This is a genomic window from Oricola indica (assembly GCF_019966595.1).
GTDB classification, from domain to species: Bacteria; Pseudomonadota; Alphaproteobacteria; order Rhizobiales; family Rhizobiaceae; genus Oricola; species Oricola indica.
Genome location: NZ_JAINFJ010000001.1, coordinates 699015 through 720904, shown reverse-complemented (window position 1 = coordinate 720904; position 21890 = coordinate 699015). Strand labels below are relative to the sequence as shown.

The following is a 21890-nucleotide window of genomic DNA, read 5'->3' as shown; positions in this document are numbered from 1 at the left end:
ATTTTGGCGCGGCTTCGCTGCGCCGGATCAAAGGCACCAGGCCAGGCCGGCCTGCAGCATCGACCAGAACAGCGTATCGCCATTTGCGAGCCATCCGGCGACGCCGACTGCGCCGATCACGGCGGCAATCGCGGACGCCACGATGATAGCGCGCGTTTCGGTGCCACGCGCCTGTTGCGGTCGAAGGGTCATCCTGTCGTTCATGGTGGCGTTCTAGCGCATTCGGGCCGTCAATCCAATCGGACCGAATTGGGCTGCCATGTTGACTTGCGTCAATGAGCACAATTGCCGCGCGTTACAATGTGTCGCAGTCTGTGACGGGAGGACAAATCATGACGAATGAAAACAACGCGGAGAGCGCAGCACGGCGGCCGCCGGCCATGCCGACGGTCAACACGATCGCCGTCGGCGACATTGCGGAGGTCCTGAAAGCCGGCCTGTCGGATTTCTTGCGCGCGCCATTGTTCGGGCTGTTCTTCGGCGGGGTCTTCGCGCTTGGCGGCATCATCATCGCCCTTTCGCTGACGACATGGGACATCCCGTGGATGATCTATCCGGTGGCAATCGGCTTTCCGCTGGTCGGACCATTCGTGGCGGTCGGGCTCTACGAGGTCAGCCGGCGGCTGGAGGCGGGGAAGCCCCTGTCATGGGGCGAAATTCTCGGCGTGGTCTGGCTGCAACGCCAGCGCGAACTGGCCTGGATGGCGTTCGTCATGCTTTTCGTGTTCTGGGTCTGGATGTACCAGGTGCGCCTTCTCGTCGCGATCATCCTGTCGCGTTCGTCCTTCTCGACACTCGACCGTTTCATCGAGGTCGTATTCACGACGCCGCAGGGCTGGACGTTCCTCGCGGTCGGTCACGTCGTCGGCGCCATCCTGGCGATGGTGCTCTTTTCCATCACGGTGGTCTCGATCCCGCTGCTTCTCGACCGCGAATCCGATTTCGTGACCGCGATGATCACCAGCGTCAAATCCGTGACGTCCAACCCGGTTCCCATGCTCGGCTGGGGCGTGTTCGTCACGCTTGCGGTGATCGTGTCTTCGCTGCCAATGTTTCTGGGTCTGATCGTGACGCTTCCGGTGCTCGGACACGCGACGTGGCATCTGTACAAGAAGTGCGTTGCGCCTGCATGACGCAGCGTAGCCGCTCGGAGGCGGCGCGCGCGCGTTCATCGATCGAGATGAGGCCGCACACGACGTCACAACCGTCGATTGTGCGGCTGCCGAGAAGCTCGAAGCCGAGGCTGAAGACGCGGGTCAGTTCGTACATCCGGCGTTCGGTGACGATGATGTAGTGGGTGATACCGTTGCGCAGCGCGTAGTCGAGATTGGCCAGAGACAGTTCCAGCGTCGCCATGCCAAGTCCGACCGGCAGGCGTTCCGCTGCCGCCGCGCTATCGACGCAGAACCGCGAGAGTTCCCAGATCGTGGGTGAGTGGAAATCGAAGTCCTCCGGCACGAGGCCGTCGAAGGCGAGATCCAGCAGCGTCGTCTGCGTGGTCGGAATCAGCCGGATTCCCGCATTCACCTGGCCGTTTTCATCGACGGAAAGCGCGTAGGTGCAGGGCATGTCGTCGAGGCAATCGCGCTCTTCGTCACCCTGGACCTCCACATCCCAGCCAAGCCGGTCATGGAACACCGTCCTGCGCAAACGGTAATAGCCAGCCACTTCGCGCGCATGGTCCGCGCGGTCATGCATTTCCACATGGATGATCATCGACGCCTCCGGTCCGAGCCGGAGTCCGTCTTAGCGAAGGCAGAGTCGAATTACAACTTCTGATCGTATCGACTTAACAATTTCAACTCCAGCGCGCGAGCAATCGCCGCCGACTTGTTGGACACATGCAGCTTCGTCTTCGCGCTCTGGAGGTGGGCGATGACCGTCCAGCGCGAGATTTTCAGAATTTCGCCGATCTGCTTGTCGGTCTTGCCCTGCGCGCCCCAATAGAGAACCTCGATCTCGCGGTCCGTGAGGTCGACCTTGGGCGGATCGTTCTTCAGGAACTGTTCGGTGACGGTCAGCGCGATGATATGGGAATGTTCCCGGAATTTTGCCATCAGGCCGCTGGCCTCGTCGCGGGCGTTGGTGACATCGACATCGGTGGCGAAGGTCGTCACGGAGCGGATGTTCTTGCCGATGTGGACGGGCATGCCGATGGTGTAGAGGCCGATATCATGCGCGATCGCGCCTTCGGCCAGCTCGGCGAGTTCGACATTGTCCGGATGACGGTGGTCGAAGATCACGGCGCTGACCGATTCGAGTCCCTTCGCGATGACTGGGTCGATCTGCGCATAGTTGCGCTCTGTATAGCGTTCCAGCCATTTCTCAGGGTAGGTCGTCACGATGATGTTGGAGGCAATTCCGCCGCCGCCGACCTGGGCCCAGAAGGATATGTAATTGCTCCCGGTGTCAGCGCATGCTTTCTTCATGGCTTCCAGAATGGCGGGCGGAAAGTCGGGATTCGATGGCGCCACGACGAAATCGGGCGCGACCAACACGCGATACATTACAGATTATTCCCCCAATGACACGCAACCGGACGTCGTCTGACGCGTTCGAAAGACAGTGCCCGAAAAATCATACAATTAATTGTAGGCGATTACAGCGCGCCGGGACAACCCGTATATCGGGGCCGTTATCACCGCCGGGCTTTGGCGATTTGGTCGAGCGCCCCATTTATACTCGCAGCGCCACAGCCGGAGAAAAGAGAGAGGTCGTTTCACCGCCATGCATTTCGCCGCAGTGATCAATCCCGATGCCTCGACGCTGAAAACAGTCGACAGGGACCGGCTTGCCGATTCTCTGCGCGAACGGTTCACCGAAAAAGGCCACTCCATCTCGATCGGCTTCCACCATGGAGCGGAGATGGGCGAGGCGTTGACCGAAGCCTGCGAGGCGAAAAATACCGATGCCGTGCTGGCGGGTGGCGGTGACGGCACGATCTCGGCGGCAGCCGGCATCATCCACAAGACAGACAAGGCGCTCGCCATCCTGCCCGGCGGCAACATGAACCTGTTCGCGCGCTCGCTCGGTATCCCGCTCGACATCGAACCCGCGATCGCAGCGCTTGCGGCCGGCGAACCGAAAGCGGTCGATATCGCCTTTGCGAACGACCGTCCCTTCATCCACGAATTCTCGCTCGGGTTGCATCCGGAGATGATCGAGGAACGCGACCGCCAGAAATTCGGCTCCCGCCTCGGCAAGCTGATTGGCGGCATGCGGTCGCTCTCGCGGGCGATCCTGCGTCCTCCGCGGGTGCGGATCCGGATGGAGAATGGCGACGAATCGGGGCGGGCCATCGTGACGTCCGTGTTGGCCATTTCAAACAATCCTTACGGGGAAGGGCATCTGCCCTATGCCGACCGTGTCGATACCGGCGAGCTCGGCGTCTATATCGCTCATGCGCGCAAGCCGGCGGAGCTGGCGGCAATCGCGGCCCGGATACCGGTCGGCACCTGGGCGGGCATGCCGCAGATGGAGGTTTTCACGGCGACGCATCTTCGTCTGACGCGAAGGCGTTCGGTGAAGGCCGCAATCGACGGCGAACTCGTCAAGATGAGCAGCCCGGTCGAGGTACGGATCGCGCCGGGCGGGCTCAATGTAATCATGCCGCGCGAGGCCGATGCCGTGCGCGGTCAGTAGGATCAGTACTTGCTCGGCACGTAGAGTTCCGGCGGCAGAACGGCGCGTTCGTATTCCGGATTGAACACGCGTTCCGGCAGTTCGATATCGTCGTGCGGTACAGGTTCGTAGGGAATCAGGTTCAACAGGTGGTCGATGCAGTTGAGGCGCGCGCGCTTCTTGTCGTTGCCCTCGACGATGTACCACGGGGCTTCGGGAATGTTGGTGCGCGCGAACATCTCCTCCTTGGCCTTGGTGTATTGCTCCCAGCGCACGCGCGATTGCAGGTCCATTGGCGACAGTTTCCACTGCTTCATCGGATCGTGGATGCGCATGAGGAAGCGCATCTGCTGTTCCTCGTCGGTGATGGAGAACCAGTATTTGACGAGGCGGGTGCCGTTTCGCACCAGCATGCGCTCGAATTCGGGGACGTCGTCGAAAAATTGCTCGACTTGGTCCGGGTTTGCGAAGCCCATGACGCGCTCGACACCGGCGCGGTTGTACCAGGAACGGTCGAACAGAACGATCTCGCCGGCAGCCGGCAGATGCGGGACATAGCGCTGGAAATACCACTGCGTCTTTTCGCGATCGGTCGGCGCGGGCAGGGCGACAACCCGGCAGATGCGCGGATTGAGCCGCTGGGTGATGCGCTTGATGACGCCACCCTTGCCGGCGGAATCGCGGCCCTCGAACAGGACGACGATACGCTCGCCGCTATGGGCAACCCAGTCCTGCAGCTTGATCAGTTCGGATTGCAGGCGAATCAGCTCGCGGAAATAGACCTTGCGGTCGATCTGCGCGGGATGCGCCTTGTTGTAGATCTTGCGCAGTTCCATCGACAATGCGGGCTCGGAAATCTCCAGCTCGAAATCTTCGTCGAGCGTGTCGGCCAGTTCCGCCTCCAGCCAATCCTGAACGTCGTCGTGGGGACCCGTATCCATCGTCATTGCATCCTCGTCCTTCTGATCCGCCCGGTACCGGGCGTGCCGACATTCCTTGGCCGCGCCGTTTGAACCTTTTGTGACACACGCACCTTACGCCAACCCATCGCGCGGTGGATATTTGGCGGCAGCCGGCCCTTGCGATGAGGGTGCTTCTCCGGTCTTGACGTAAAAAGGCGGGCCGAAGCCCGCCTTTTCTCCTCCTCCAAGGATCGCCGGGTCAGGCGGCGAACTGGTTCATCGTGTTGTCCTTGCCGCTGGCCTTGAGCGCCGCTTCGCCCGCGAACCACTCCTTGTGATCGTCGCCGATGTCGGAGCCTGCCATGTTCTGGTGCTTGACGCAGGCGATGCCCTGGCGGATCTCGGCGCGCTGGACGTTCTTGACGTAGCCGAGCATGCCTTCCTCGCCGAAATACTCCTTTGCCAGGTTGTCGGTCGACAGGGCGGCCGTGTGGTAGGTCGGCAGGGTGATGAGGTGGTGGAAGATGCCGGCATCACGCGCCGCGTCGCGCTGGAAGGTACGGATGCGCTCGTCGGCTTCGGCGGCCAGTTCCGACCCGTCATAGGCGGCGCTCATCAGCGTTGCGCGGTCGTAAGCGGACACGTCGCGGCCCTCTGCCTCCCAGGCATCGTAGACCTGCTGGCGGAAGTTCAGGGTCCAGTTGAAGGACGGCGAGTTGTTGTAGACCAGCTTGGCGTTCGGGACGACTTCGCGGATGCGGTTCATCATGCCGCCGATCTGGCCGATATGTGGCTTCTCGGTCTCGATCCAGATCAGGTCCGCGCCGTTCTGCAGCGAGGTGATCGAATCGAGCACGCAGCGGTCCTCGCCGGTTCCGGGCCGGAACTGGAACAGGTTGGAGGGCAGGCGCTTCGGACGCAGCAGCTTGCCGTCGCGCTTGATGACGACATCGGAGGAGCGAAGCTCGTCGGCCGAGATCTCCTCGCAGTCGAGGAAGGCGTTATACTGGTCGCCGAGATCGCCGGCTTCGCTGGAATAGGCGATCTGCTTGGTCAGGCCCGCGCCGAGCGAATCGGTCCGCGTGACGATGATGCCGTCATCGACGCCAAGTTCGAGGAAGGCGTAGCGGCAGGCGCGGACCTTGGCGAGGAAATCCTCGTGGGGCACGGTGACCTTGCCGTCCTGGTGGCCGCACTGCTTCTCGTCGGACACCTGGTTTTCGATCTGCAGCGCGCAGGCGCCGGCCTCGATCATCTTCTTGGCGAGCAGGTAGGTCGCCTCGGCGTTCCCGAAGCCGGCATCGATATCGGCGATGATCGGCACGATGTGGGTCTCGTGATTGTCAATTCTGTGCTGGATCTCGGCCGCCTTGTTGGCGTCGCCGGCATCGCGGGCGGCATCGAGGTCGCGGAAGAGCAGGTTGAGCTCGCGCGAATCCGCCTGGCGCAGGAAGGTGTAGAGTTCCTCGATCAGCGCGGGCACGGAGGTCTTTTCATGCATGGACTGGTCCGGCAGCGGACCGAACTCGGAACGCAGCGCGGCGACCATCCAGCCGGACAGGTAGAGATAGCGGCGCTTGGTGGAGCCGAAATGCTTCTTGATGGAGATCATCTTCTGCTGCCCGATGAAGCCGTGCCAGCAGCCCAGCGACTGGGTGTAATTGGCCGGATCGGCGTCGTAGGCCGCCATGTCCTCGCGCATGATCTTCGCCGTGTAGCGGGCGATGTCGAGGCCGGTCTTGAACTTGTTCTGGGCGCGCATGCGGGCAACCGCCTCGGCATCGATGGCGTCCCAGCTGTTGCCGCGATCGGCGATCAGATTGCGGGCTTGCTGGATATCCTGGGTGTATGACATTTCGGGTTCCTCTCGTCGATTTGTAAAAATCTGTCATGCCGCAATGCAGCGGAGACCGGCGAGAGTCACGAAAATCGCGCAAAACAGCGCCGCAATTCGTGTCGAAATGTTGCGGCGCGGTGTAACGGGCAGTAAAATTGTAAAAAATTTACAAGACGGGGCGTGTCAATCCGGCGTCTGTCAGGCGGCGATGGACGCCGCGTGATCGTCGATGAACTCGCGCAGTTCCTCGAGCTGGTAGCCGGCCTGCGCGGCGCGCTGCAGAACCGTGTCGGTGCCGAGGCGGGCGGCGGAGGCCTGCGCCCACAGGATGGTGGAGCGATTGCCGGAGCGGCAATAGAACAGGACCGGGCCGGGAAGATCGCGGAGCGCCTTCGCCTGCGCGGCGACGGGCTCGTCCTCGGTGACGTCGTGATTGGTCACGGGCAGGTGGCGATAGACGAGGCCGTAGCGCAATGCGGCGACTTCGGCTTCCTCGCTCGGCAACTGGTCGTCGGCCTCGCCGTCGGGGCGGTTGTTGACGATGGTGCGGATGCCGCGCGCGGCGATGTCCGCGAAATCGTCCGCCGTGAGCTGCGCGGCGACGAAGACGTTGTCTTCAAGCTGTGCGATCCTGGCCATGCGGGCCGCCTTTCCCGTTCTAACCGCCCGGTGCCGGACGCAATCCGGGCTGGCGCCATTATCGCTCTCGCCGAGACCGGTGGATAAGATGGCGAAGCTCAATTGGCGGCGCGCAGAGGAATTCCTTTGCGCGGGCGCGGCGTTCGGTGAAAAGCGAATCCGCATGCGCGTTTGACGCACGCGGGCGATTGGCTCATTAAGCGCGGCGTTCCTTCCAAGGCGGGCCCCATGAAACCGTTCCTGATCCTGCAATTGCGCCCCGAGGCGGAGGCCTCCGACGACGAGTTCCGCGCCATCCTGCACAAGGGCGGGCTGAGCGAGGACCGGGCGCGGCGCATCCGGCTGGAGCGCGAGGAACTGCCGGCGATCGACCTTGCCGACTATGCCGGCGTGATCGTTGGCGGCGGGCCGGGCTGCGTGTCCGACGCGCCGGAGGACAAGAGCCCGCTGGAAAAGCATATCGAGGACGAGGTGATGAGCCTGATGCCGGCGATCACCGGGGGCGACGTGCCGTTTCTCGGCTGCTGCTACGGTATCGGCATCCTGGCGCATCATTTGGGCGGGCGTGTCTCGAAGGACCGCTTCGGCGAGCCGGTTTCGGTGGTGCGCGCGACGGCGACCGAGGCCGGGCGGGCCGATCCGCTGCTTTCGGGGATCGACGGGCCGTTCGACGCCTTTGTCGGCCACAAGGAAGCGGTGCAGGACCTGCCGGAGGGCTGTGTGCATCTGGTGGCGGGCGATGCCTGCCCGTTCCAGATGATCCGCTTCGGCGAGAATGTCTATGCGACGCAGTTCCACCCGGAAGCCGATGGAGAGGTCTTCGCGCTGCGCATCCGCATCTATCGCGAGAAGGGCTATTTCGACCCCGGCGACGCGGAGCAACTGACGGCGGCGGCGCGGCGGGGCGACCCGCAGGCGGGCGCGCGCATTCTCAGGAATTTCGTCGAACGCTACGGCTAGTGCATTTTTTCCATAGCAACTTGAGCTGCACCAGCCCTTCAATTCCCCGCGACGCGGCCCTCGGGCCGGTATTTGTCCATCACCGCGTCGAGGCGGGTGTTGGAGATCGCGGGATTGGCGGCCTGGAGGCAGGGAAGCAGGATCGCCTTGTTGGCGGTTTCGCGCGCGCCGGACGCGCGGGAGCCTTGCGGGGCCGGGTTCACATTGGAAAAGCAGGCGACGAACTGGCCGGGCGCAATGTCCAGATCGGCGGCGATCTTTTCGACCGGGCGGCGCGGATCGTTCTTCAAAGGCTGCCGGGCCAGCGCTGAATTCGCCGCAATGCCGGCCACGGCAACGGCCAGAACGAGCAGGTAGAAGCGCATGGGAGACCTCCGGATGCGTTTCGGACCATGGCAGGATAGGGGCGGAAACGCGGCAGGCCCAGTTACAAATCGGTAAGGAAAAGGGGCAGGGCGCGCGCGATCGGCCCCGCGCGCCGGTTGTTCCGTCCGCAAGCGCCTTGGCGTGGGTGTCGCGGGCGGGCACCCGGTCACGACGTGTTCAGCGGCATCGCCGCCTGACACGCCAGCGCATGGCATTCGCGCAGGATATCGTCGGCCTCGTTTGCCGGGCGTTTGCGATGGCCGGGCGGAAGGCCGCGCCGCAGAAACGGGCGGTGCCGGGGACCGCGCAGACCGGCATCGCGGCGGGCGCGCCGGCGAGCGAGGCGCTTCGCGTGGCCGTCAATATCGTCCAGCGCGCGTTTCAGCGCCTGAATGCGGCGGCAAAGCGCGCGGGCGCTCACCTCCTCGTCCGGGTCGGCACGCATGAACCCGTCTTGCGGGAAGGGGCGCAGGCCGTGCCAGCCCCGCACATCGAAGCGGCGGGGCGGATCGGTCAGCCGGAAGGCGGGAATGGCGGGCGCGGATTTCTCTGGATTGGCGGCAGGCTCGGCCGGTCTTGCGCGGGCGAGACCGAAATCGACATTTTCGAGAACGGTCACGCAACCGGTTGCCCGCATGACAGGCGCGGGCGCTTTTTGCGCGCCGGGTTTCGGAGGCGGGACCTCGATGCCGCGCGCCGCGATGACGATCAGCCGGCGGGCAGCGGCCTCGGCCGGGCGCAACAGGCGGATGATCCTGCGCCAGACCCGGCGCGGCACCTCGTCCGCGCCGCCCACGTCCAGCCCGGCATAGATGAACAGCACCGCGACGATGCGCAGGAGCGCATCGCGGTTGCGGGCGATGGCTCCGGGCCAGTCGAAAGTGTGGGCTCGCGCGGTGGTCATGGCGCAAGGGTAGGGGGAGGTGGCGGGGCGGTGGATGAGACGTTGGCGCGTCGTCCTGCGCTTTCCTTATAAGGCGCTGTTTTCACGAAGGATCTTTGTGTGTCGCTTCGCGACGACCCCCACCCTGTATCCCTCCCCACAAGGGGGAGGGAGGACGTGAGCATCGCTGCTCGCCGTCACCCTTCAGCCAGCGTGTGGCGCTGTATCGGCGCGGAGGAGCGCGGCGCAGTTGCGGTCGATGGCTGCGGGCCGGTGGAAAGTTTGGGTTTGAGCGGCGATTGTGGCGCAAGGGTAGGGGGAGGTGGCGGGCTGGTGGATAAGTCTTGCCGGGTTTGCGTGATTTCGGGCTTCTTCGAGGGCTCCGATCCAGGAGCCCCCGTTTCGGTTTTGCGGTTCAGGCCCGCACGACAATTCGCGACAGAGCCGATTACTCTGGCGCCGGTGTGAAACGCGCGTAATTGGGGCACTGGTCTGCGTGGAATGTCGCACATCCGGAATATTTGTTTACGTGGTCATAGTTCGTGCAGCAGACCCGTTTCGTGCCGACCCGACCTGCCTTGAAGGTATTTGAAGCACCTCCGCTGCGCTGACTCGCCGAATTTCCATTGATGATCTGGGTATTGCTTTGCGCCTGGACGAGTATCAGGCTTGAATCGGCGCTTGCAATGGCCGGATTGAAGGTAACTGCCGAAACCAGCAGAACAGATGATACTGCGATATTCGATAGGGATTTCATCTTCCGATCCTCCTTTGTGGATACGGCAAGGATGACCTGTCCGTTACATTCGGGCTGTGCGCTTCTGCACAAGCACCGGTGTCTGAATTCTTGACCCGACGCCCGCCCGAACCGCGGGGCTTGCCGGCGGCTCCAACTCCAGGGCAGGGAGCATCATGCGGAAAGGCCGGCACCGCGTCCGTGCGGCCCTCGTCGAGACCGGCATAGATGAAGGGCACCGTGACGATGCGCAGGAGCGTGTCGCGGTTGCGGGGCGGTGGATAAGTCAGAAAAACGGAGCGCAAGAACCAACATTCATTTTGATACATGCAGTCTATTTTTTATATAATGTAAATATTGCAGCAAAAATGGCCGATATTGCTACATATGCCCAAATTACGGTGTTAAGGTATTGCGCCCAGGGCCTGAGGCACCCCTCTTTCTCCGCGCTCATGTCTTCTATCCTAAGCGTGCTAAATATCACTTCATAAGGAAGCACCACATCATTGCAGCCCGGTAACATTGCGAACTTTGATATAATTACAGAATATATAAGAAGCGCCAAGATGACCAATACGATTATCTCAACAAGTATATCGTATAGCGTCGCCTTCCGAAATACAATCTCATCAGGACCGCTTTGGCTGTCTCTATTTATAAAATTGCTGTTAAATTCATCATTTCTAAATATATAGATGATATCTATTGCTAAAAGCATCAAAGCCAGAGATAGGGCAGGTAATACGATACAATTTATGTACCATTCTTCAAATGCAATCATAAAAAAGTATATTACAGTAATAATGAGCAATGATACGATTTTAAGTTTCGGTCTGTATTTTCCAAAAATTTTTTCCATTTTTATTTCTTTTTATTAAATGCCATATTTGCGAAATATAGACTTGCATACCCTTCATATGTAAGCTTGTTTCTAAAAGCATATATATTGTCACTATTCATTTCTGATATTCTGCCCATTCCACGAATCTTTTCTGGTCTATGTTTAGTATAAAAACGGCCCTTTTTTATCTTGAACTCGTGAGACTCCTTCGCGAAATCTCTTCTCTCTAGATGGGTATCGATAAAATCTTGAGACGTGCCGGGAAACTTCGCCAAGAAAAAAAACTGAGGCTTTCCTGCTCTTACCAATTCTCTCGAAAGCCCTACGCAAGAGATTTCATATTCCGTAGGAAAAAGGCCTAATTCTGCCTGTATCTCTCTCTGCATGGCGAAGGAAATTCCCATTGATGATTTATTCCTTCCATCAAAATAAAGATCATCCCATTCAAGTACGCCAGAGGATGTGCAGTGCAGGCCTCCGTGGTCTATTGAAGCCACGCGATCCGGATCCCTATCGACAAAAATCGGATAATTATCACTATCCAAAAAGAGACACGCAATCCCAATTGTATTAGATAGAAGAGAATTCCTATAGGGGATAAATGCCTTCCCATCGTTAGATAGATTTCGAAAATCTACATCTGATCCCTTATATTTGAATTTTAAATCGCAAAATTTATGGCAAATTACATTCTCTATATAATTGCTAATCTGTACTTTAATGTAATTTTCTTCGATGTTTATATCGCTCAGTCTGACGCAATTATTAATTTCAAATTCATCAAACTGATTTCCGTATTTTGCTGGGAAAAAAGATAGCATTGGATTTCTTTTCCAAGGCTTCACTTTGTTGAGATTAACTTTTATTCTTATCCCGTCCGTGTTGATGATATTTGGTAATGAATTTTCTGCCATGCTTCTAATATGATTTAATATGTCTTCTTCAGGATTCCAAAATTCAATTTCGTCCTTCTCAGAGTTCTGTATATGAAAAATAGGTATATCGTCATTTATAACTGCTGGTTGTACGCCGGGGACATTCTGCAGTGTCATAAAAGTAAATTTTTCATATAAAACATTATGGATCATAAAGTGCTTATCTGTAAAATTGCTATAATTAGCTTTACAGGCATCTGTGATCTGATCAATTTTTGAAATTGAATCCTTGTATCCCGCCATCATACCCCTCTTCGTCTCTTCCCGATAACAATACAACTTAATTGTAGGCGAGTCCACTCTGGAAATATTACATAAGATATGGGATTGTATGGCAAATAGCCGGTCGACATGTAATAGGTCTTACCGTGCCGGTTGTGGGGCTCAGCCCCTTCCATATACCCGTCCAGAACCGCTTCTGGCAGGCGTTGTTGAAATCGATTGTCAGCTAGTTGCCGTCCACCTCGACCACTTTGCCATCGCCGAATTCGATACGGCGCACGGGGTGCCCTCGACGATTTTTGTCTCTCCCTACCGTCATCCCTGTGCTTGTCACAGGGATCCATTCCGCTAACGTCGACGGATGGGGCGCGTGGGCTATGTCTACATTCTGGCATCCAAGAAGGGCGGGACGCTTTATACCGGCGTCACAAGCGATCTGGCGCGGCGCGTTTACGAGCACGAGATCGGCCATGGCTCGAAGTTCACGGCGAAATATGGCGTGAAACGGCTGGTCTGGTTTCAGGAGTATGACGAGATCACCGAGGCGATCCGGCGCGAGAAGACGATCAAGAAGTGGCCGCGCCAATGGCGTGTCAATCTGATCGAGGAGAGTAATCCCGACTGGAACGACCTGCGGCGGTTGTTGTGGTGAGGGCGGTCGGGGGGCGTTCGGCGGGCGTGATGGTTATTTCGGGCGGGTGGCGCGGCGGTCTCTGGAATGGGTCCCTGTGACAAGCACAGGGATGACGGCGGGTGGGGACGTGTCGCGGTAGTTGGTCACACCCGCTCCACAAACCCGTCAAGCACGCGTTTCTGCCCGGCCTTGTCGAAATCCACCGTCAGCTTGTTGCCTTCCACGGCCACAACGTTGCCGTTGCCGAACTTCATGTGGAAGACGCGGTCGCCTGTCGTGAAGTCGGAGGGGGTGTCGGAGACGGATTTGGCGACGAGTTCGCCCTCTATGGTGCGGCCCTTGACCGATTTGCGGCCGGCGCCGTAGCCCGAGTCGGTCTCGCCATAGCCGATGCGTTCGACGCCGACGCCGGAGCGCGAACCCCAGTTTTGCGCGGTGCCGGCGTTGCGGTTTTGCCGGGCGCGCTGCCAGCCGGGCGAGGAGCGGTTGACGGTGAAGGGATCGGCCTTGTCGAAGCGCGACGCGCCATAGGAGCCGTAGCCGCCATAGTTGGATGACGGTTCGGCCACATCGCAATGGTTGGCCGGCAATTCATCGAGAAAGCGCGAGGGCACGGTGGATTGCCACAGGCCGTGGATGCGGCGGTTGGAGACGAACCAGATGTGGCAGTTGCGCTTGGCGCGGGTGAGGCCGACATAGGCGAGGCGGCGTTCTTCCTCCAGGCCGGAGCGACCGCCCTCGTCCAGGGCGCGCTGGTGCGGGAACAGGCCTTCCTCCCAGCCGGGCAGGAAGACGGTCTCGAACTCCAGCCCCTTGGCGGCGTGCAGCGTCATGATGGAGACGGCGTCCATGTCCTCGTTCTGCTCGGCATCCATGACGAGCGAGACATGCTCCAGGAAGGAGCGCAGGCTCTCGAACTCCTCCATGGAACGGACCAGTTCCTTGAGGTTTTCCAGCCGGCCCGGCGCATCGGCCGAGCGATCGTTCTGCCACATGGCGGTGTAGCCGCTCTCGTCGAGGATCTCCTCGGCGAGCAGGTGGTGCGCCGTGTTCTCCAGCCGCTCCTGCCAGCGGCCGAAATGCTCGACCAGTTCGCGCAGGGCGGCGCGCGGCTTCGGCTTCATTTCCTCGGTCTGGACGATTTCCCGCGCGGCTTCGAGCATGGGAATGCCCTGCTTGCGGGCGTGGTCGTGCACCATGCGCACGCTCGCATCGCCAAGGCCGCGCTTGGGCGTGTTGACGATGCGCTCGAAGGCGAGGTCGTCGGCCGGCTGCGCCACGACGCGCAGATAGGCCATGGCGTCGCGGATCTCCATACGCTCGTAGAAGCGCGGGCCGCCGATGACGCGGTAGTTCAGGCCGAGCGTGACGAAGCGGTCCTCGAATTCGCGCATCTGGAAGGAGGCGCGCACGAGGATGGCCATGTCGTTAAGCCGGTGGCCCTTGGTCTGCGCGGCCTCAATCTCCTCGCCGACGGCGCGGGCCTCCTCCTCGGAATCCCAGGCGGCGTGGACCTGCACCCTGGTGTGATCCGGGTCGGATATCTCGGTGAACAGCGTCTTGCCGAGGCGGCCCTCATTGTGGGCGATGAGGTGCGAGGCGGCGCCGAGGATGTGCTCGGTCGAGCGGTAGTTGCGTTCGAGGCGGATGACGGCGGCGCCCGGAAAATCCTTCTCGAAGCGCAGGATGTTGTCGACCTCCGCGCCGCGCCAGCCATAGATCGACTGGTCGTCGTCGCCGACGCAGCAGATGTTGATCTTGTTTTCGCTCGCGGCCGTGCGCTCGCTCCGCTCGCTGGCCTCCGCGGGGGCGGCCTGACCGGCCGGCGGGCGGTCGCCCTTGCCGCCTGCGGCGGGGGGCGGGTAATCGCCGGGGAAAGAGGCTTCCGCGAAGCCTTCATTTTCGCTCACGCTGTCGCCGCTGCGCGGCTCGCTCCGCGAGGGCGCGCCAACGGGCGCGGCGGCCGGTCGGCCTTGCGGGCCTTCGGCCCGGGACTTCGGCCTCTGCGCCAGCAGGCGGAGCCACATGTACTGGGCGGTGTTGGTGTCCTGATACTCGTCGACCAGGATGTATCTGAACTTGTTGTGATACTCGGCCAGCACGTCCGGATTGTCGCGGAAGATGCGGATCGGGTGGCACAGGAGGTCGCCGAAATCGCAGGCGTTCAGCGTCTTGAGGCGGTCCTGATAGGCGGTGAAGAGTTCGCGGCCCTTGCCGTTGGCGAAGGCGCGGGCGTCGCCCTCGGGGATATCCTTCGGGCCGTAGCCCTTGTTCTTCCAGCCGTCGATCATCTGCGCGAAGGTGCGCGGCGCCCAGCGCTTGTCGTCGAGGCCCTCGGCCTGGATGACCTGCTTGATCAGGCGGATCTGGTCGTCGGTGTCGAGAATGGTGAAATCCGACCGCAGGCCGGCCAGTTCGGCGTGGCGGCGCAGGATCTTCACGCCGATGGAGTGGAACGTGCCGAGCCAGGGCATGCCCTCGACGGCCTCGCCGACGAGGAAGCCGATGCGCTCCTTCATCTCGCGGGCGGCCTTGTTGGTGAAGGTGACGGCGAGGATCTGGCCGGGCCAGGCGAGGCGGAGCGACAGGATATGCGCGATGCGGGTGGTCAGCACGCGGGTCTTGCCGGTGCCGGCGCCGGCCAGCACGAGGACAGGGCCCTCGGTGGTTTCGACGGCGCGGCGCTGCTCGTCATTGAGGCCGTCGAGATAGTCGGGCGGCTGCGCCGGCCGGCGGGCCTGCATGGCGCGCGCGGCGAGGCCGGAAGGCTCGCCGACCGGGCGCGGGGGCTCGTCGCCGAAGGGAATGTCGTCGAAAGGATCGCTCATTGACACGGAATGTAGTGATTCGGGGCAGAAAGACCAGAACGGAACAGGAATGGCCCGAGTGGGCGCGCAGGTTTTTTCGGCGCCGGGTTTCGCGGAAATGGCCTGCGGCGTCTCGCAAGCCGTGCTATGGGCGAAACATGATGGGCGTGTTTGTTCGATTTGCGGTGGCGGCGGTGCTGGTTGCGGGGCTCAGCGGCTGTACCGGCATCTCCTATTACGCGCAGTCGGTGAACGGGCATCTGGAGATGCTCTCGGCCCGGCAGCCGGTCGCAAAGCTCGTCGACGATCCGTCGCAGCCGGCGGAACTGCGCGCGGAGATGGCGCTGGCAAGCGATATCCGCCGCTATGCGACGGACGAACTCGCGCTGCCCGACAACGCCAGCTACCGGAGCTATGTCGATACGGGCCGCGATGCGGTGACGTGGGCGGTGTTCGCCGCACCGGAATTCTCGCTGGTTCCGCAGACATGGTGTTTCCCGGTTTTCGGCTGCGTGCCCTATCGCGGCTATTTCTCGCGGGACGCGGCGATCGAATTCGCGAAGGATGTGCGGGACGAGGGCATGGATGTCCATGTCACAGGCATCACTGCCTATTCGACGCTCGGCTGGTTCAGCGATCCGCTGCTCAACACGATGTTTCGCCGCGACGAGGCGTTTCTGGTGGCGCTGGTCTTTCACGAACTGGCGCATCAGCGGTTCTATGTGCGCAACGACACCGCCTTCAACGAGGCCTTCGCGGTCACGGTGGAAACGAGCGGGGTCAGGAAGTGGCTGAAGGACAGGGGGGATGCGGCCGCTTTGGGGCGCTACGAGGCGGAGCTGAAGCGCGAGGCGGATTTCCTGGATCTGATCGCCGAGACGCGGACCGAGCTGATCGGGATTTATCGCGGCGCGGACAGCGCGGAGGAAAAGCGCGCCGCGAAGGCGGACGCCATCGACAGGCTGCGGGCGCGCTACCGGCGTTTGCGGGACGGGCGATGGGGCGGATATGCGGGCTACGATGGGTGGTTCGACGCGCCGATCAACAACGCCAAGCTGGCGGCGACCGCCGTCTATAACGACCTCGTGCCGGCATTCGTCGAGCTGTTCGAGGCCTGCTCGGGCGATTATCCGAAATTCTACGAGGCTGTCCGGCGGATCGGTGCGCTGGACAAGACAAAAAGGCTGGCCGCTCTCAAAGCGGCGCGCCGTTGCGGGACATGAAAAAGGGCGGCCGTTGGGGCCGCCCTTCTCGTTTGGAATGACCGGTTATTCGGCCGGCGCGGCAGGCGCTGCCGGCTCGGTCGCATTCGGATCGACGGGCGCGATCGCGCCGGTCATGCCCGAATCGGTGCCGAGTTCCTCGATCGTCTTCTTGCGCTGTTCATTGGCGGCCTGCTCTTCCTTCGTCACGAAAGAGGGAGCGGCTTCCAGTTCCTCGCGCGTGGTGTCGAGGACAAGATTCATGTCGCCGGCTTCCGCGTTCTCGGAAATCGACAGGGCGTCGAAGCGAACGCCGACATCCTTTTCGCCGATGCCGAGGAAGCCGCCGACGCCGATGATGACGCCTTCCAGCTGACCGTCGGCGGAAACGACGAGGTCGTTGATGTCGCCCAGCGTCTCGTCCTGGCCGTTGATGACGGTGTGGCCGACGAGCTTGGTCGAGCGATACTGGTTGTCTTCCTCGTAGATGAAGAACATCGAATCGTCGGCTTCGGCCATCTCGGTGGTTTCGGCAGCAGGCGCGACCTCTTCGGCCGGCGCTTCGCCGGTCATGGTTTCACCGGTGTCGGACCCCATGGTGTCCGTGTCCATCGAATTCACGTCGTCGCCCGGCAGGATGACAGCCGGCTTGTCGGCCGGGGCCTGGTCCTGTGCGAATGCCGGCGCCAGCGGGGCGGCGATCAGGGCGATGAATGCGGTCGAAGTCAAAAGTGTGCGTTTCATGACAATCTCCTCTGTTATGGCGACTGGAGGGTGCGCCATTGGGTCCACAACGGCGTCGAAGCCGAACACGTTCCTTTTTCGGCCGGGCACATATTTCGCCCGTGCTGAAATAGTATGTGATGGAACCGGTCGGGCGTATTCTCGTGGTGACGCGACCGCCGTCTGTAACGATCTCGTGTCGGATTTCGAGCGCCTGTTTGCGGCCTGTTCGGGCAGCTATCCGGATTTCCATGCTGCGGTGGAGCGTCGCGGTGTGCTGGACAGGGACAAGCGCCGCGCGCCGTTGAAGGCGGCGAGACGCTGCGGGTGAACGGTCCCCGTTACGCGCCTGGAGATCAGCCCCGACGGTAGTTGATATACATCCACTGCATTCCAAATTCGCTGGCGCAGCAAGCCGGGTATGCAAGCAGCATTTCCTCCATCGCCTCGCGCCGCTCGGTTCCGGTCTCCGGGGCTGCTGCCTTAACGGGGAGGGTCGGCCTCGACGGGGTGAAACGGGCGAGGATCACGTCCGCGATATGTCGAATGCCGGGGAAGAGCGTTATCGTCGTCATGGCCTGGATCCTTTTTTCCGTATTGGATGACGGGAAGGTTACGTTGCGACACTTGGTGCTGGAAGAATTGTCGGCGTTGTGCTGTTCTTCAAAAATGAAGAACGGCTTCCAGAACTGGTCGGATGTGCGTGTGTTCCTGGCAGTGTGTCGGAAGGGATCGACGCTCGCCGCGTCGAACGCGCTCGGCGTCGCGCAGCCGACGGTCGCGCGGCGCATCGAAGCGCTGGAGCATGTGTTCGGGCTGACACTTTTCGAGCGCGATAATCGCGGTTTTCGTCCGACCGATGCCGCACGGACGCTGCTGCCACTCGCGGAGGCGCTGGAGACGGCGGCCGAGGCGCTGGCGGACAGGGCGCACGATTTGTCACAACCGCGCCTTATCCGGATTACCGCGTATTCCGGCAATTTCTCGCCGCGTGTGTCGGACATCTTTACCGCCTACATGGCGATGCATCCGGACATCCAGTTCGAGTTCCTGCCCAGCGCGAAAACGCTGGATCTCATGGCGGGCGAGGCGGACATCGCCCTTCGCATCCTTGGGGAACCGCCCGAACCGGAACTGATCTGCCGGCATATCAGCACCGCGCGCTTCTCGGTTTACGGTGCGCCGGCCTATGCGGCGAAACATGGTCTGCCGAAGTCACCCGAAGACATGAAGGGTCATTGCTTCGTGACATCCGATCGCACGGGCTTATTAAAACGGCTCGAGGAATGGATGCTGCGCCACGTTTCGCCGGACCGGTTGCAAAGATACAGCGAAATCGAGCTGATGGACGCGGCGGTGAGGTCCGGCCGCGCTCTTGGCATCAGGAACCTGCGGCTGGTGGAGGGGGAAGAAAAGGCGGGAACGCTGATCCGCTGTTTCGAGCCGCCGGAGGAATTGTCGGCCCAGCACCTGATGCTCGTCTCGCCGGACGCCTACCGGCGGCCGGAAGTGAAGATGTTCACCAAGTTCTTCGCGCCCCGCTACGCGGCGATCTTCCGATAGCGACGCCCTCTTTGGCCGTATTTTTACGCGGTTGCCGGGGCGAAAACAAAAGCGATAATGACGCGGGGGAGGCGGCGCAGTAGAACGGCGCTTCGCATATTGTCACCATCGGGAGGAGAAAGATGGAAGGCACGATCTATGGCGAGGGGCTGGAACGCAACGCGGCCAATTACCAGCCGCTGACACCGCTCAAGCATCTGGAGCGGGCGGCGGCCGTGTTTCCGGACCATGTCGCGATCATTCACGGTTCGCTGCGCAGGACCTATGCCGATTTCTACGCACGGTCACGCAAGCTGGCCTCGGCGCTGCAAAAGGCGGGCGTTCAGCGCGGCGACACGGTGGCGGCGATGCTGTCCAACACGCCGGCCATGCTGGAAGCCCATCACGGGATACCGATGGCGGGCGCGGTTCTGCTGTCGATCAATACGCGGCTCGACGCCGACATCATCGCGTTCCAGCTCGACCATGGCGAGGCGAAGGTGGTGCTGGTCGATCGCGAATTCGCCGATGTGATGGCCGCCGCGCTGAAGCGGGCGGAAGCCGATCCGATCGTCATCAATTACGACGATCCGGATTACCCTGATGACGCGCCGTTCCCGAAGGGGCCGATGATCGGACCCCTCGAATACGAGGCGTTCATCGCCGACGGCGATGCGGAATTTGCCTGGCAGATGCCGGCCGACGAATGGGACGCGATCTCGCTCAACTACACGTCGGGGACGACCGGAAATCCGAAGGGTGTGGTCTATCATCATCGCGGCGCGGCGCTTATGGGCTATGCCAATGTCATCGCGTCCGGCATGGCGAAGCACCCGGTCTATCTGTGGACGCTGCCGATGTTCCACTGCAATGGCTGGTGCTTTCCGTGGACGCTGGCCGTGCAGGCGGGCACGCATGTGTGCCTTCGCTGGGTGCGCGCAGGCGCGATGTATGACGCGATCTCCGACCATGGCGTGACGCATCTTTGCGGTGCGCCGATCGTCATGTCGCTGCTGATCAACGCAGCGGACGAGGACAAGCGCGACTTCCCGCAGACCGTGACCTTCAACACCGCCGCCGCGCCGCCGCCGGAAAGCGTGCTGTCGGGCATGGCGGATGCGGGCTTCGAGGTGACCCATCTCTACGGGCTGACCGAAACCTACGGGCCGGCGGTGGTCAATGAGTGGCATGCGCAGTGGAACCTGCTCGACGGTCCGCACAAGGCGGCGCGAAAGGCGCGCCAGGGCGTGCGCTACACGGCGCTGGAAGACGTGACCGTGATGGACCCGGAAACGATGGAAAAGGTGCCCGCCGACGGCGAGACGCTGGGCGAGGTGATGTTCCGCGGCAATATCGTGATGAAGGGTTACCTGAAGAACCCGTCGGCCACCGACGAAGCCTTTCGCGGCGGCTGGTTCCATTCCGGCGATCTCGGCGTGATGCACGAGGACGGCTATATCCAGCTGAAGGACAGGTCCAAGGACATCATCATTTCCGGCGGCGAGAACATCTCCTCGATCGAGGTGGAGGACACGATCTACAAGCACCCTTCCGTGGCGGCGGTTGCCGTTGTGGCGCGGCCGGACGAGAAGTGGGGCGAGACGCCCTGCGCCTTCGTCGAACTGAAACCGGGCAAGGATGCCTCAGCGGACGACATCATCGCCCACTGCCGCAACCTGATCGCCCACTACAAATGCCCGCGGCACGTGGTGTTTTCGGAACTGCCGAAGACCTCGACGGGGAAGATCCAGAAATACGTGCTCAGGGAGCAGGCGAAGGACGTGTGAGCGCGGTTCAGCGCCGTTCCAGGACGATCAGGTTGTCGATCACCTCGGCGGTCTGGCCCTCCGGGCCGGTCGCCTGCCGCGTGAGCGGGCCGACCTGAACCGTGGTCCAGCCTGACATGTCCAGCGCCATGCCGGCGAGGATTTCGTCTGCCGTGGAGAAGACGTGGTCGGGGTTGCCGGAACGCCAGGGCAGGGCGGAGCCGTGGGTCGCGACCAGCAAGAGGCCGCCCGGCACGAGTGCCGAAGCCGCCTGCCGCAGCGCGTTGGCGCGGCCGAATTCGACCGGCGATTCCAGGAACATTGCGTAGACCATGTCGAATTCGCCTTGCGGGAATGTCTGCGACAGGTCGTGTCGGGCGAAGGTGACGCGGTCGGCGACACCGGCGCGTTCGGCATTGGCGCGGGCGAAGCCAAGGACGGTCGCCGAAACGTCGACGGCGGTGACGGTCCAGCCGCGCCCGCCGAGCCAGACGGCATCGTCGCCCTTGCCGCAACCCAGTTCAAGCGCGCGGCCCGGCGTTCTTTCCTGGGCATATCGCACGAGGACAGTGGAGGGGCGGCCGGAGGTTTCGGGAGAGGCGTCGCGGTAAAGGTCTTCCCAGAAGGTTTCGGATTCGCTCGGTGCGGTCATGTCGGTTCCAGCGGTTCGTGAAAGGGATGATGTCGTTCGGAGATTCATGGAACTTCAAATGATACATGAAAGAGGTGTTGTCAATATCATGTAAGTTTCATTGTTGCGTGAAAAGACGCGACCGCGACCGCGATTTGGTGCTGCGCGATACGACCCGACCGTTTAAACGGTTTCCGGAGTGGTTGTTCCGGCGAGAGCCCGCATGGAAGGAGACAGACATGACCCATAAACATTCCGGCTCGTGCCTTTGCGGCGCGGTGGCGTTCGAGATCGACGGGGATTTCGACAAGTTCTTTCTGTGCCATTGCAGCCGCTGCCGGAAGTTTTCCGGGACGGCGCATGCGTCGAACCTGTTCTCCTTTAATGGCAAGCTGACATGGCTTTCCGGCGAGGAGAAGGTGAAGCTGTTCGAGGTGCCCGGCACGCGCTTCATGAAGGCGTTTTGTGCGGATTGCGGCTCGCCGATGCCGCGTGCGCGCGAGGAGGCCGTGGTCGTGCCGGCGGGCTGCCTCGACACGCCGGTCGACATAAAGCCGGACGGGCACATCTTCTTTGCCGACAAGGCGAATTGGGACGAGCATCTGGAGGCGGTGGAGACGTTCGATCAGCGACCGGGGTAGGT

22 protein-coding genes and 2 pseudogenes are annotated in these 21890 nt (G+C 61.4%); 8 read left to right on the top strand and 16 right to left on the bottom strand.

Annotated features, from left to right (window positions below):
* Positions 1 to 27 precede the first annotated feature (27 nt).
* On the bottom strand, positions 28 to 204 hold the full coding sequence (locus LC343_RS03380) for a hypothetical protein (protein ID WP_223475679.1): 177 nt from the start codon (positions 202 to 204) through the stop codon (positions 28 to 30).
* 128 nt (positions 205 to 332) lie between these two features.
* Here LC343_RS03380 and LC343_RS03375 point away from each other — a divergent pair, with 128 nt between their 5' ends.
* Positions 333 to 1133: a DUF2189 domain-containing protein gene (locus tag LC343_RS03375; RefSeq protein WP_428982492.1), complete on the top strand. Its 801-nt coding sequence runs from the start codon at positions 333 to 335 to the stop codon at positions 1131 to 1133.
* Here LC343_RS03375 and LC343_RS03370 read toward each other — a convergent pair.
* The gene (locus LC343_RS03370) at positions 1018 to 1716 is read right to left on the bottom strand and encodes an acyl-homoserine-lactone synthase (protein ID WP_223475678.1); all 699 of its coding nucleotides are present in this window, start codon (positions 1714 to 1716) and stop codon (positions 1018 to 1020) included. The two genes, LC343_RS03375 and LC343_RS03370, sit on opposite strands and share 116 nt — an antisense overlap.
* 50 nt (positions 1717 to 1766) lie before the next feature.
* Positions 1767 to 2507 carry a helix-turn-helix transcriptional regulator gene (locus LC343_RS03365; RefSeq protein WP_223475677.1) on the bottom strand — a complete coding sequence of 247 codons (741 nt, stop codon included), beginning with the start codon at positions 2505 to 2507 and terminating at the stop codon, positions 1767 to 1769.
* Positions 2508 to 2727: 220 nt separating this feature from the next.
* Here LC343_RS03365 and LC343_RS03360 point away from each other — a divergent pair, with 220 nt between their 5' ends.
* Entirely contained in the window at positions 2728 to 3642 is a 915-nt protein-coding gene (locus LC343_RS03360; protein ID WP_223475676.1) for a diacylglycerol/lipid kinase family protein, read from the top strand.
* Positions 3643 to 3644: 2 nt separating this feature from the next.
* Here LC343_RS03360 and ppk2 read toward each other — a convergent pair whose 3' ends face one another.
* From ppk2 to LC343_RS03345, 3 genes are all read right to left on the bottom strand, one after another.
* Positions 3645 to 4562 carry a polyphosphate kinase 2 gene (ppk2, locus tag LC343_RS03355; protein ID WP_223475675.1) on the bottom strand — a complete coding sequence of 306 codons (918 nt, stop codon included), beginning with the start codon at positions 4560 to 4562 and terminating at the stop codon, positions 3645 to 3647.
* 220 nt (positions 4563 to 4782) lie between these two features.
* Positions 4783 to 6378, bottom strand: a complete 1596-nt coding sequence (locus LC343_RS03350; protein ID WP_223475674.1) for an isocitrate lyase — start codon at positions 6376 to 6378, stop codon at positions 4783 to 4785.
* 180 nt (positions 6379 to 6558) lie between these two features.
* Positions 6559 to 6999, bottom strand: coding sequence for a protein tyrosine phosphatase family protein (locus LC343_RS03345; protein ID WP_223475673.1), 441 nt, complete (start codon positions 6997 to 6999; stop codon positions 6559 to 6561).
* Positions 7000 to 7227: 228 nt separating this feature from the next.
* Here LC343_RS03345 and LC343_RS03340 point away from each other — a divergent pair, with 228 nt between their 5' ends.
* A complete protein-coding gene (locus tag LC343_RS03340) occupies positions 7228 to 7959 on the top strand; it encodes a glutamine amidotransferase (protein WP_223475672.1) in 732 nt (243 codons plus the stop codon).
* Positions 7960 to 7997: 38 nt separating this feature from the next.
* Here LC343_RS03340 and LC343_RS03335 read toward each other — a convergent pair whose 3' ends face one another.
* The 5 genes from LC343_RS03335 to LC343_RS03315 all read right to left on the bottom strand — a co-directional run bounded on the left by LC343_RS03335 (position 7998) and on the right by LC343_RS03315 (position 11963).
* Positions 7998 to 8324: a hypothetical protein gene (locus LC343_RS03335; protein ID WP_223475671.1), complete on the bottom strand. Its 327-nt coding sequence runs from the start codon at positions 8322 to 8324 to the stop codon at positions 7998 to 8000.
* 167 nt (positions 8325 to 8491) lie between these two features.
* Positions 8492 to 9229: a hypothetical protein gene (locus LC343_RS03330; RefSeq protein ID WP_223475670.1), complete on the bottom strand. Its 738-nt coding sequence runs from the start codon at positions 9227 to 9229 to the stop codon at positions 8492 to 8494.
* A 427-nt stretch (positions 9230 to 9656) separates the two neighbouring features.
* A complete protein-coding gene (locus LC343_RS03325; RefSeq protein WP_223475669.1) occupies positions 9657 to 9965 on the bottom strand; it encodes a hypothetical protein in 309 nt (102 codons plus the stop codon).
* A 313-nt stretch (positions 9966 to 10278) separates the two neighbouring features.
* A complete protein-coding gene (locus LC343_RS03320; RefSeq protein ID WP_223475668.1) occupies positions 10279 to 10803 on the bottom strand; it encodes a hypothetical protein in 525 nt (174 codons plus the stop codon).
* Positions 10804 to 10805: 2 nt separating this feature from the next.
* On the bottom strand, positions 10806 to 11963 hold the full coding sequence (locus LC343_RS03315; RefSeq protein ID WP_223475667.1) for a hypothetical protein: 1158 nt from the start codon (positions 11961 to 11963) through the stop codon (positions 10806 to 10808).
* Between the two features lie 340 nt (positions 11964 to 12303).
* On the opposite strand from LC343_RS03315, the gene LC343_RS03310 reads away from it, so the two are divergent.
* On the top strand, positions 12304 to 12594 hold the full coding sequence (locus LC343_RS03310) for a GIY-YIG nuclease family protein (protein WP_223475666.1): 291 nt from the start codon (positions 12304 to 12306) through the stop codon (positions 12592 to 12594).
* 125 nt (positions 12595 to 12719) lie between these two features.
* On the opposite strand, the pseudogene LC343_RS03305 reads toward LC343_RS03310, so the two are convergent.
* Both LC343_RS03305 and LC343_RS25300 read right to left on the bottom strand, forming a co-directional pair.
* Positions 12720 to 14435, bottom strand: a pseudogene (locus LC343_RS03305) (ATP-dependent helicase); the annotation flags it as partial.
* Between the two features lie 120 nt (positions 14436 to 14555).
* Positions 14556 to 15404: pseudogene (locus LC343_RS25300) on the bottom strand (ATP-dependent helicase); the annotation flags it as partial.
* A gap of 140 nt (positions 15405 to 15544) precedes the next feature.
* On the opposite strand from LC343_RS25300, the gene LC343_RS03300 reads away from it, so the two are divergent.
* The gene (locus tag LC343_RS03300) at positions 15545 to 16606 is read left to right on the top strand and encodes an aminopeptidase (protein ID WP_338018564.1); all 1062 of its coding nucleotides are present in this window, start codon (positions 15545 to 15547) and stop codon (positions 16604 to 16606) included.
* A 45-nt stretch (positions 16607 to 16651) separates the two neighbouring features.
* On the opposite strand, the gene LC343_RS03295 is transcribed toward LC343_RS03300, so the two are convergent.
* Complete coding sequence (locus tag LC343_RS03295; RefSeq protein WP_223475663.1) at positions 16652 to 17329, bottom strand: PRC-barrel domain-containing protein; 678 nt, start codon at positions 17327 to 17329, stop codon at positions 16652 to 16654.
* Between the two features lie 335 nt (positions 17330 to 17664).
* A complete protein-coding gene (locus LC343_RS03290; protein WP_223475662.1) occupies positions 17665 to 17883 on the bottom strand; it encodes a hypothetical protein in 219 nt (72 codons plus the stop codon).
* Here LC343_RS03290 and LC343_RS03285 point away from each other — a divergent pair.
* Together LC343_RS03285 and LC343_RS03280 are read left to right on the top strand one after the other, a co-directional pair.
* A complete protein-coding gene (locus tag LC343_RS03285; protein ID WP_223475661.1) occupies positions 17882 to 18871 on the top strand; it encodes a LysR family transcriptional regulator in 990 nt (329 codons plus the stop codon). The genes LC343_RS03290 and LC343_RS03285 overlap by 2 nt on opposite strands.
* Positions 18872 to 18993: 122 nt before the next feature.
* A complete protein-coding gene (locus LC343_RS03280) occupies positions 18994 to 20637 on the top strand; it encodes an acyl-CoA synthetase (RefSeq protein WP_223475660.1) in 1644 nt (547 codons plus the stop codon).
* Between the two features lie 7 nt (positions 20638 to 20644).
* Here the strand turns inward: LC343_RS03280 and LC343_RS03275 are convergent, their stop codons facing one another.
* Positions 20645 to 21268 (bottom strand): SAM-dependent methyltransferase, encoded by a 624-nt coding sequence (locus tag LC343_RS03275; RefSeq protein WP_223475659.1) that lies wholly within the window; start codon positions 21266 to 21268, stop codon positions 20645 to 20647.
* Between the two features lie 218 nt (positions 21269 to 21486).
* Between LC343_RS03275 and LC343_RS03270 the strand changes: the two genes are divergently transcribed.
* Positions 21487 to 21888, top strand: a complete 402-nt coding sequence (locus LC343_RS03270) for a GFA family protein (protein WP_223475658.1) — start codon at positions 21487 to 21489, stop codon at positions 21886 to 21888.
* Positions 21889 to 21890: the final 2 nt, after the last annotated feature.

Coding starts and splice junctions, on each gene's coding strand:
- LC343_RS03380 (WP_223475679.1), bottom strand. CDS start 204: ATGAACGACAGGATGACCCTTCGACCGCAACAGGCGCGTGGCACCGAA.
- LC343_RS03375 (WP_428982492.1), top strand. CDS start 333: ATGACGAATGAAAACAACGCGGAGAGCGCAGCACGGCGGCCGCCGGCC.
- LC343_RS03370 (WP_223475678.1), bottom strand. CDS start 1,716: ATGATCATCCATGTGGAAATGCATGACCGCGCGGACCATGCGCGCGAA.
- LC343_RS03365 (WP_223475677.1), bottom strand. CDS start 2,507: ATGTATCGCGTGTTGGTCGCGCCCGATTTCGTCGTGGCGCCATCGAAT.
- LC343_RS03360 (WP_223475676.1), top strand. CDS start 2,728: ATGCATTTCGCCGCAGTGATCAATCCCGATGCCTCGACGCTGAAAACA.
- ppk2 (WP_223475675.1), bottom strand. CDS start 4,562: ATGGATACGGGTCCCCACGACGACGTTCAGGATTGGCTGGAGGCGGAA.
- LC343_RS03350 (WP_223475674.1), bottom strand. CDS start 6,378: ATGTCATACACCCAGGATATCCAGCAAGCCCGCAATCTGATCGCCGAT.
- LC343_RS03345 (WP_223475673.1), bottom strand. CDS start 6,999: ATGGCCAGGATCGCACAGCTTGAAGACAACGTCTTCGTCGCCGCGCAG.
- LC343_RS03340 (WP_223475672.1), top strand. CDS start 7,228: ATGAAACCGTTCCTGATCCTGCAATTGCGCCCCGAGGCGGAGGCCTCC.
- LC343_RS03335 (WP_223475671.1), bottom strand. CDS start 8,324: ATGCGCTTCTACCTGCTCGTTCTGGCCGTTGCCGTGGCCGGCATTGCG.
- LC343_RS03330 (WP_223475670.1), bottom strand. CDS start 9,229: ATGACCACCGCGCGAGCCCACACTTTCGACTGGCCCGGAGCCATCGCC.
- LC343_RS03325 (WP_223475669.1), bottom strand. CDS start 9,965: ATGAAATCCCTATCGAATATCGCAGTATCATCTGTTCTGCTGGTTTCG.
- LC343_RS03320 (WP_223475668.1), bottom strand. CDS start 10,803: ATGGAAAAAATTTTTGGAAAATACAGACCGAAACTTAAAATCGTATCA.
- LC343_RS03315 (WP_223475667.1), bottom strand. CDS start 11,963: ATGGCGGGATACAAGGATTCAATTTCAAAAATTGATCAGATCACAGAT.
- LC343_RS03310 (WP_223475666.1), top strand. CDS start 12,304: ATGGGGCGCGTGGGCTATGTCTACATTCTGGCATCCAAGAAGGGCGGG.
- LC343_RS03300 (WP_338018564.1), top strand. CDS start 15,545: ATGGGCGTGTTTGTTCGATTTGCGGTGGCGGCGGTGCTGGTTGCGGGG.
- LC343_RS03295 (WP_223475663.1), bottom strand. CDS start 17,329: ATGAAACGCACACTTTTGACTTCGACCGCATTCATCGCCCTGATCGCC.
- LC343_RS03285 (WP_223475661.1), top strand. CDS start 17,882: ATGGCCTGGATCCTTTTTTCCGTATTGGATGACGGGAAGGTTACGTTG.
- LC343_RS03290 (WP_223475662.1), bottom strand. CDS start 17,883: ATGACGACGATAACGCTCTTCCCCGGCATTCGACATATCGCGGACGTG.
- LC343_RS03280 (WP_223475660.1), top strand. CDS start 18,994: ATGGAAGGCACGATCTATGGCGAGGGGCTGGAACGCAACGCGGCCAAT.
- LC343_RS03275 (WP_223475659.1), bottom strand. CDS start 21,268: ATGACCGCACCGAGCGAATCCGAAACCTTCTGGGAAGACCTTTACCGC.
- LC343_RS03270 (WP_223475658.1), top strand. CDS start 21,487: ATGACCCATAAACATTCCGGCTCGTGCCTTTGCGGCGCGGTGGCGTTC.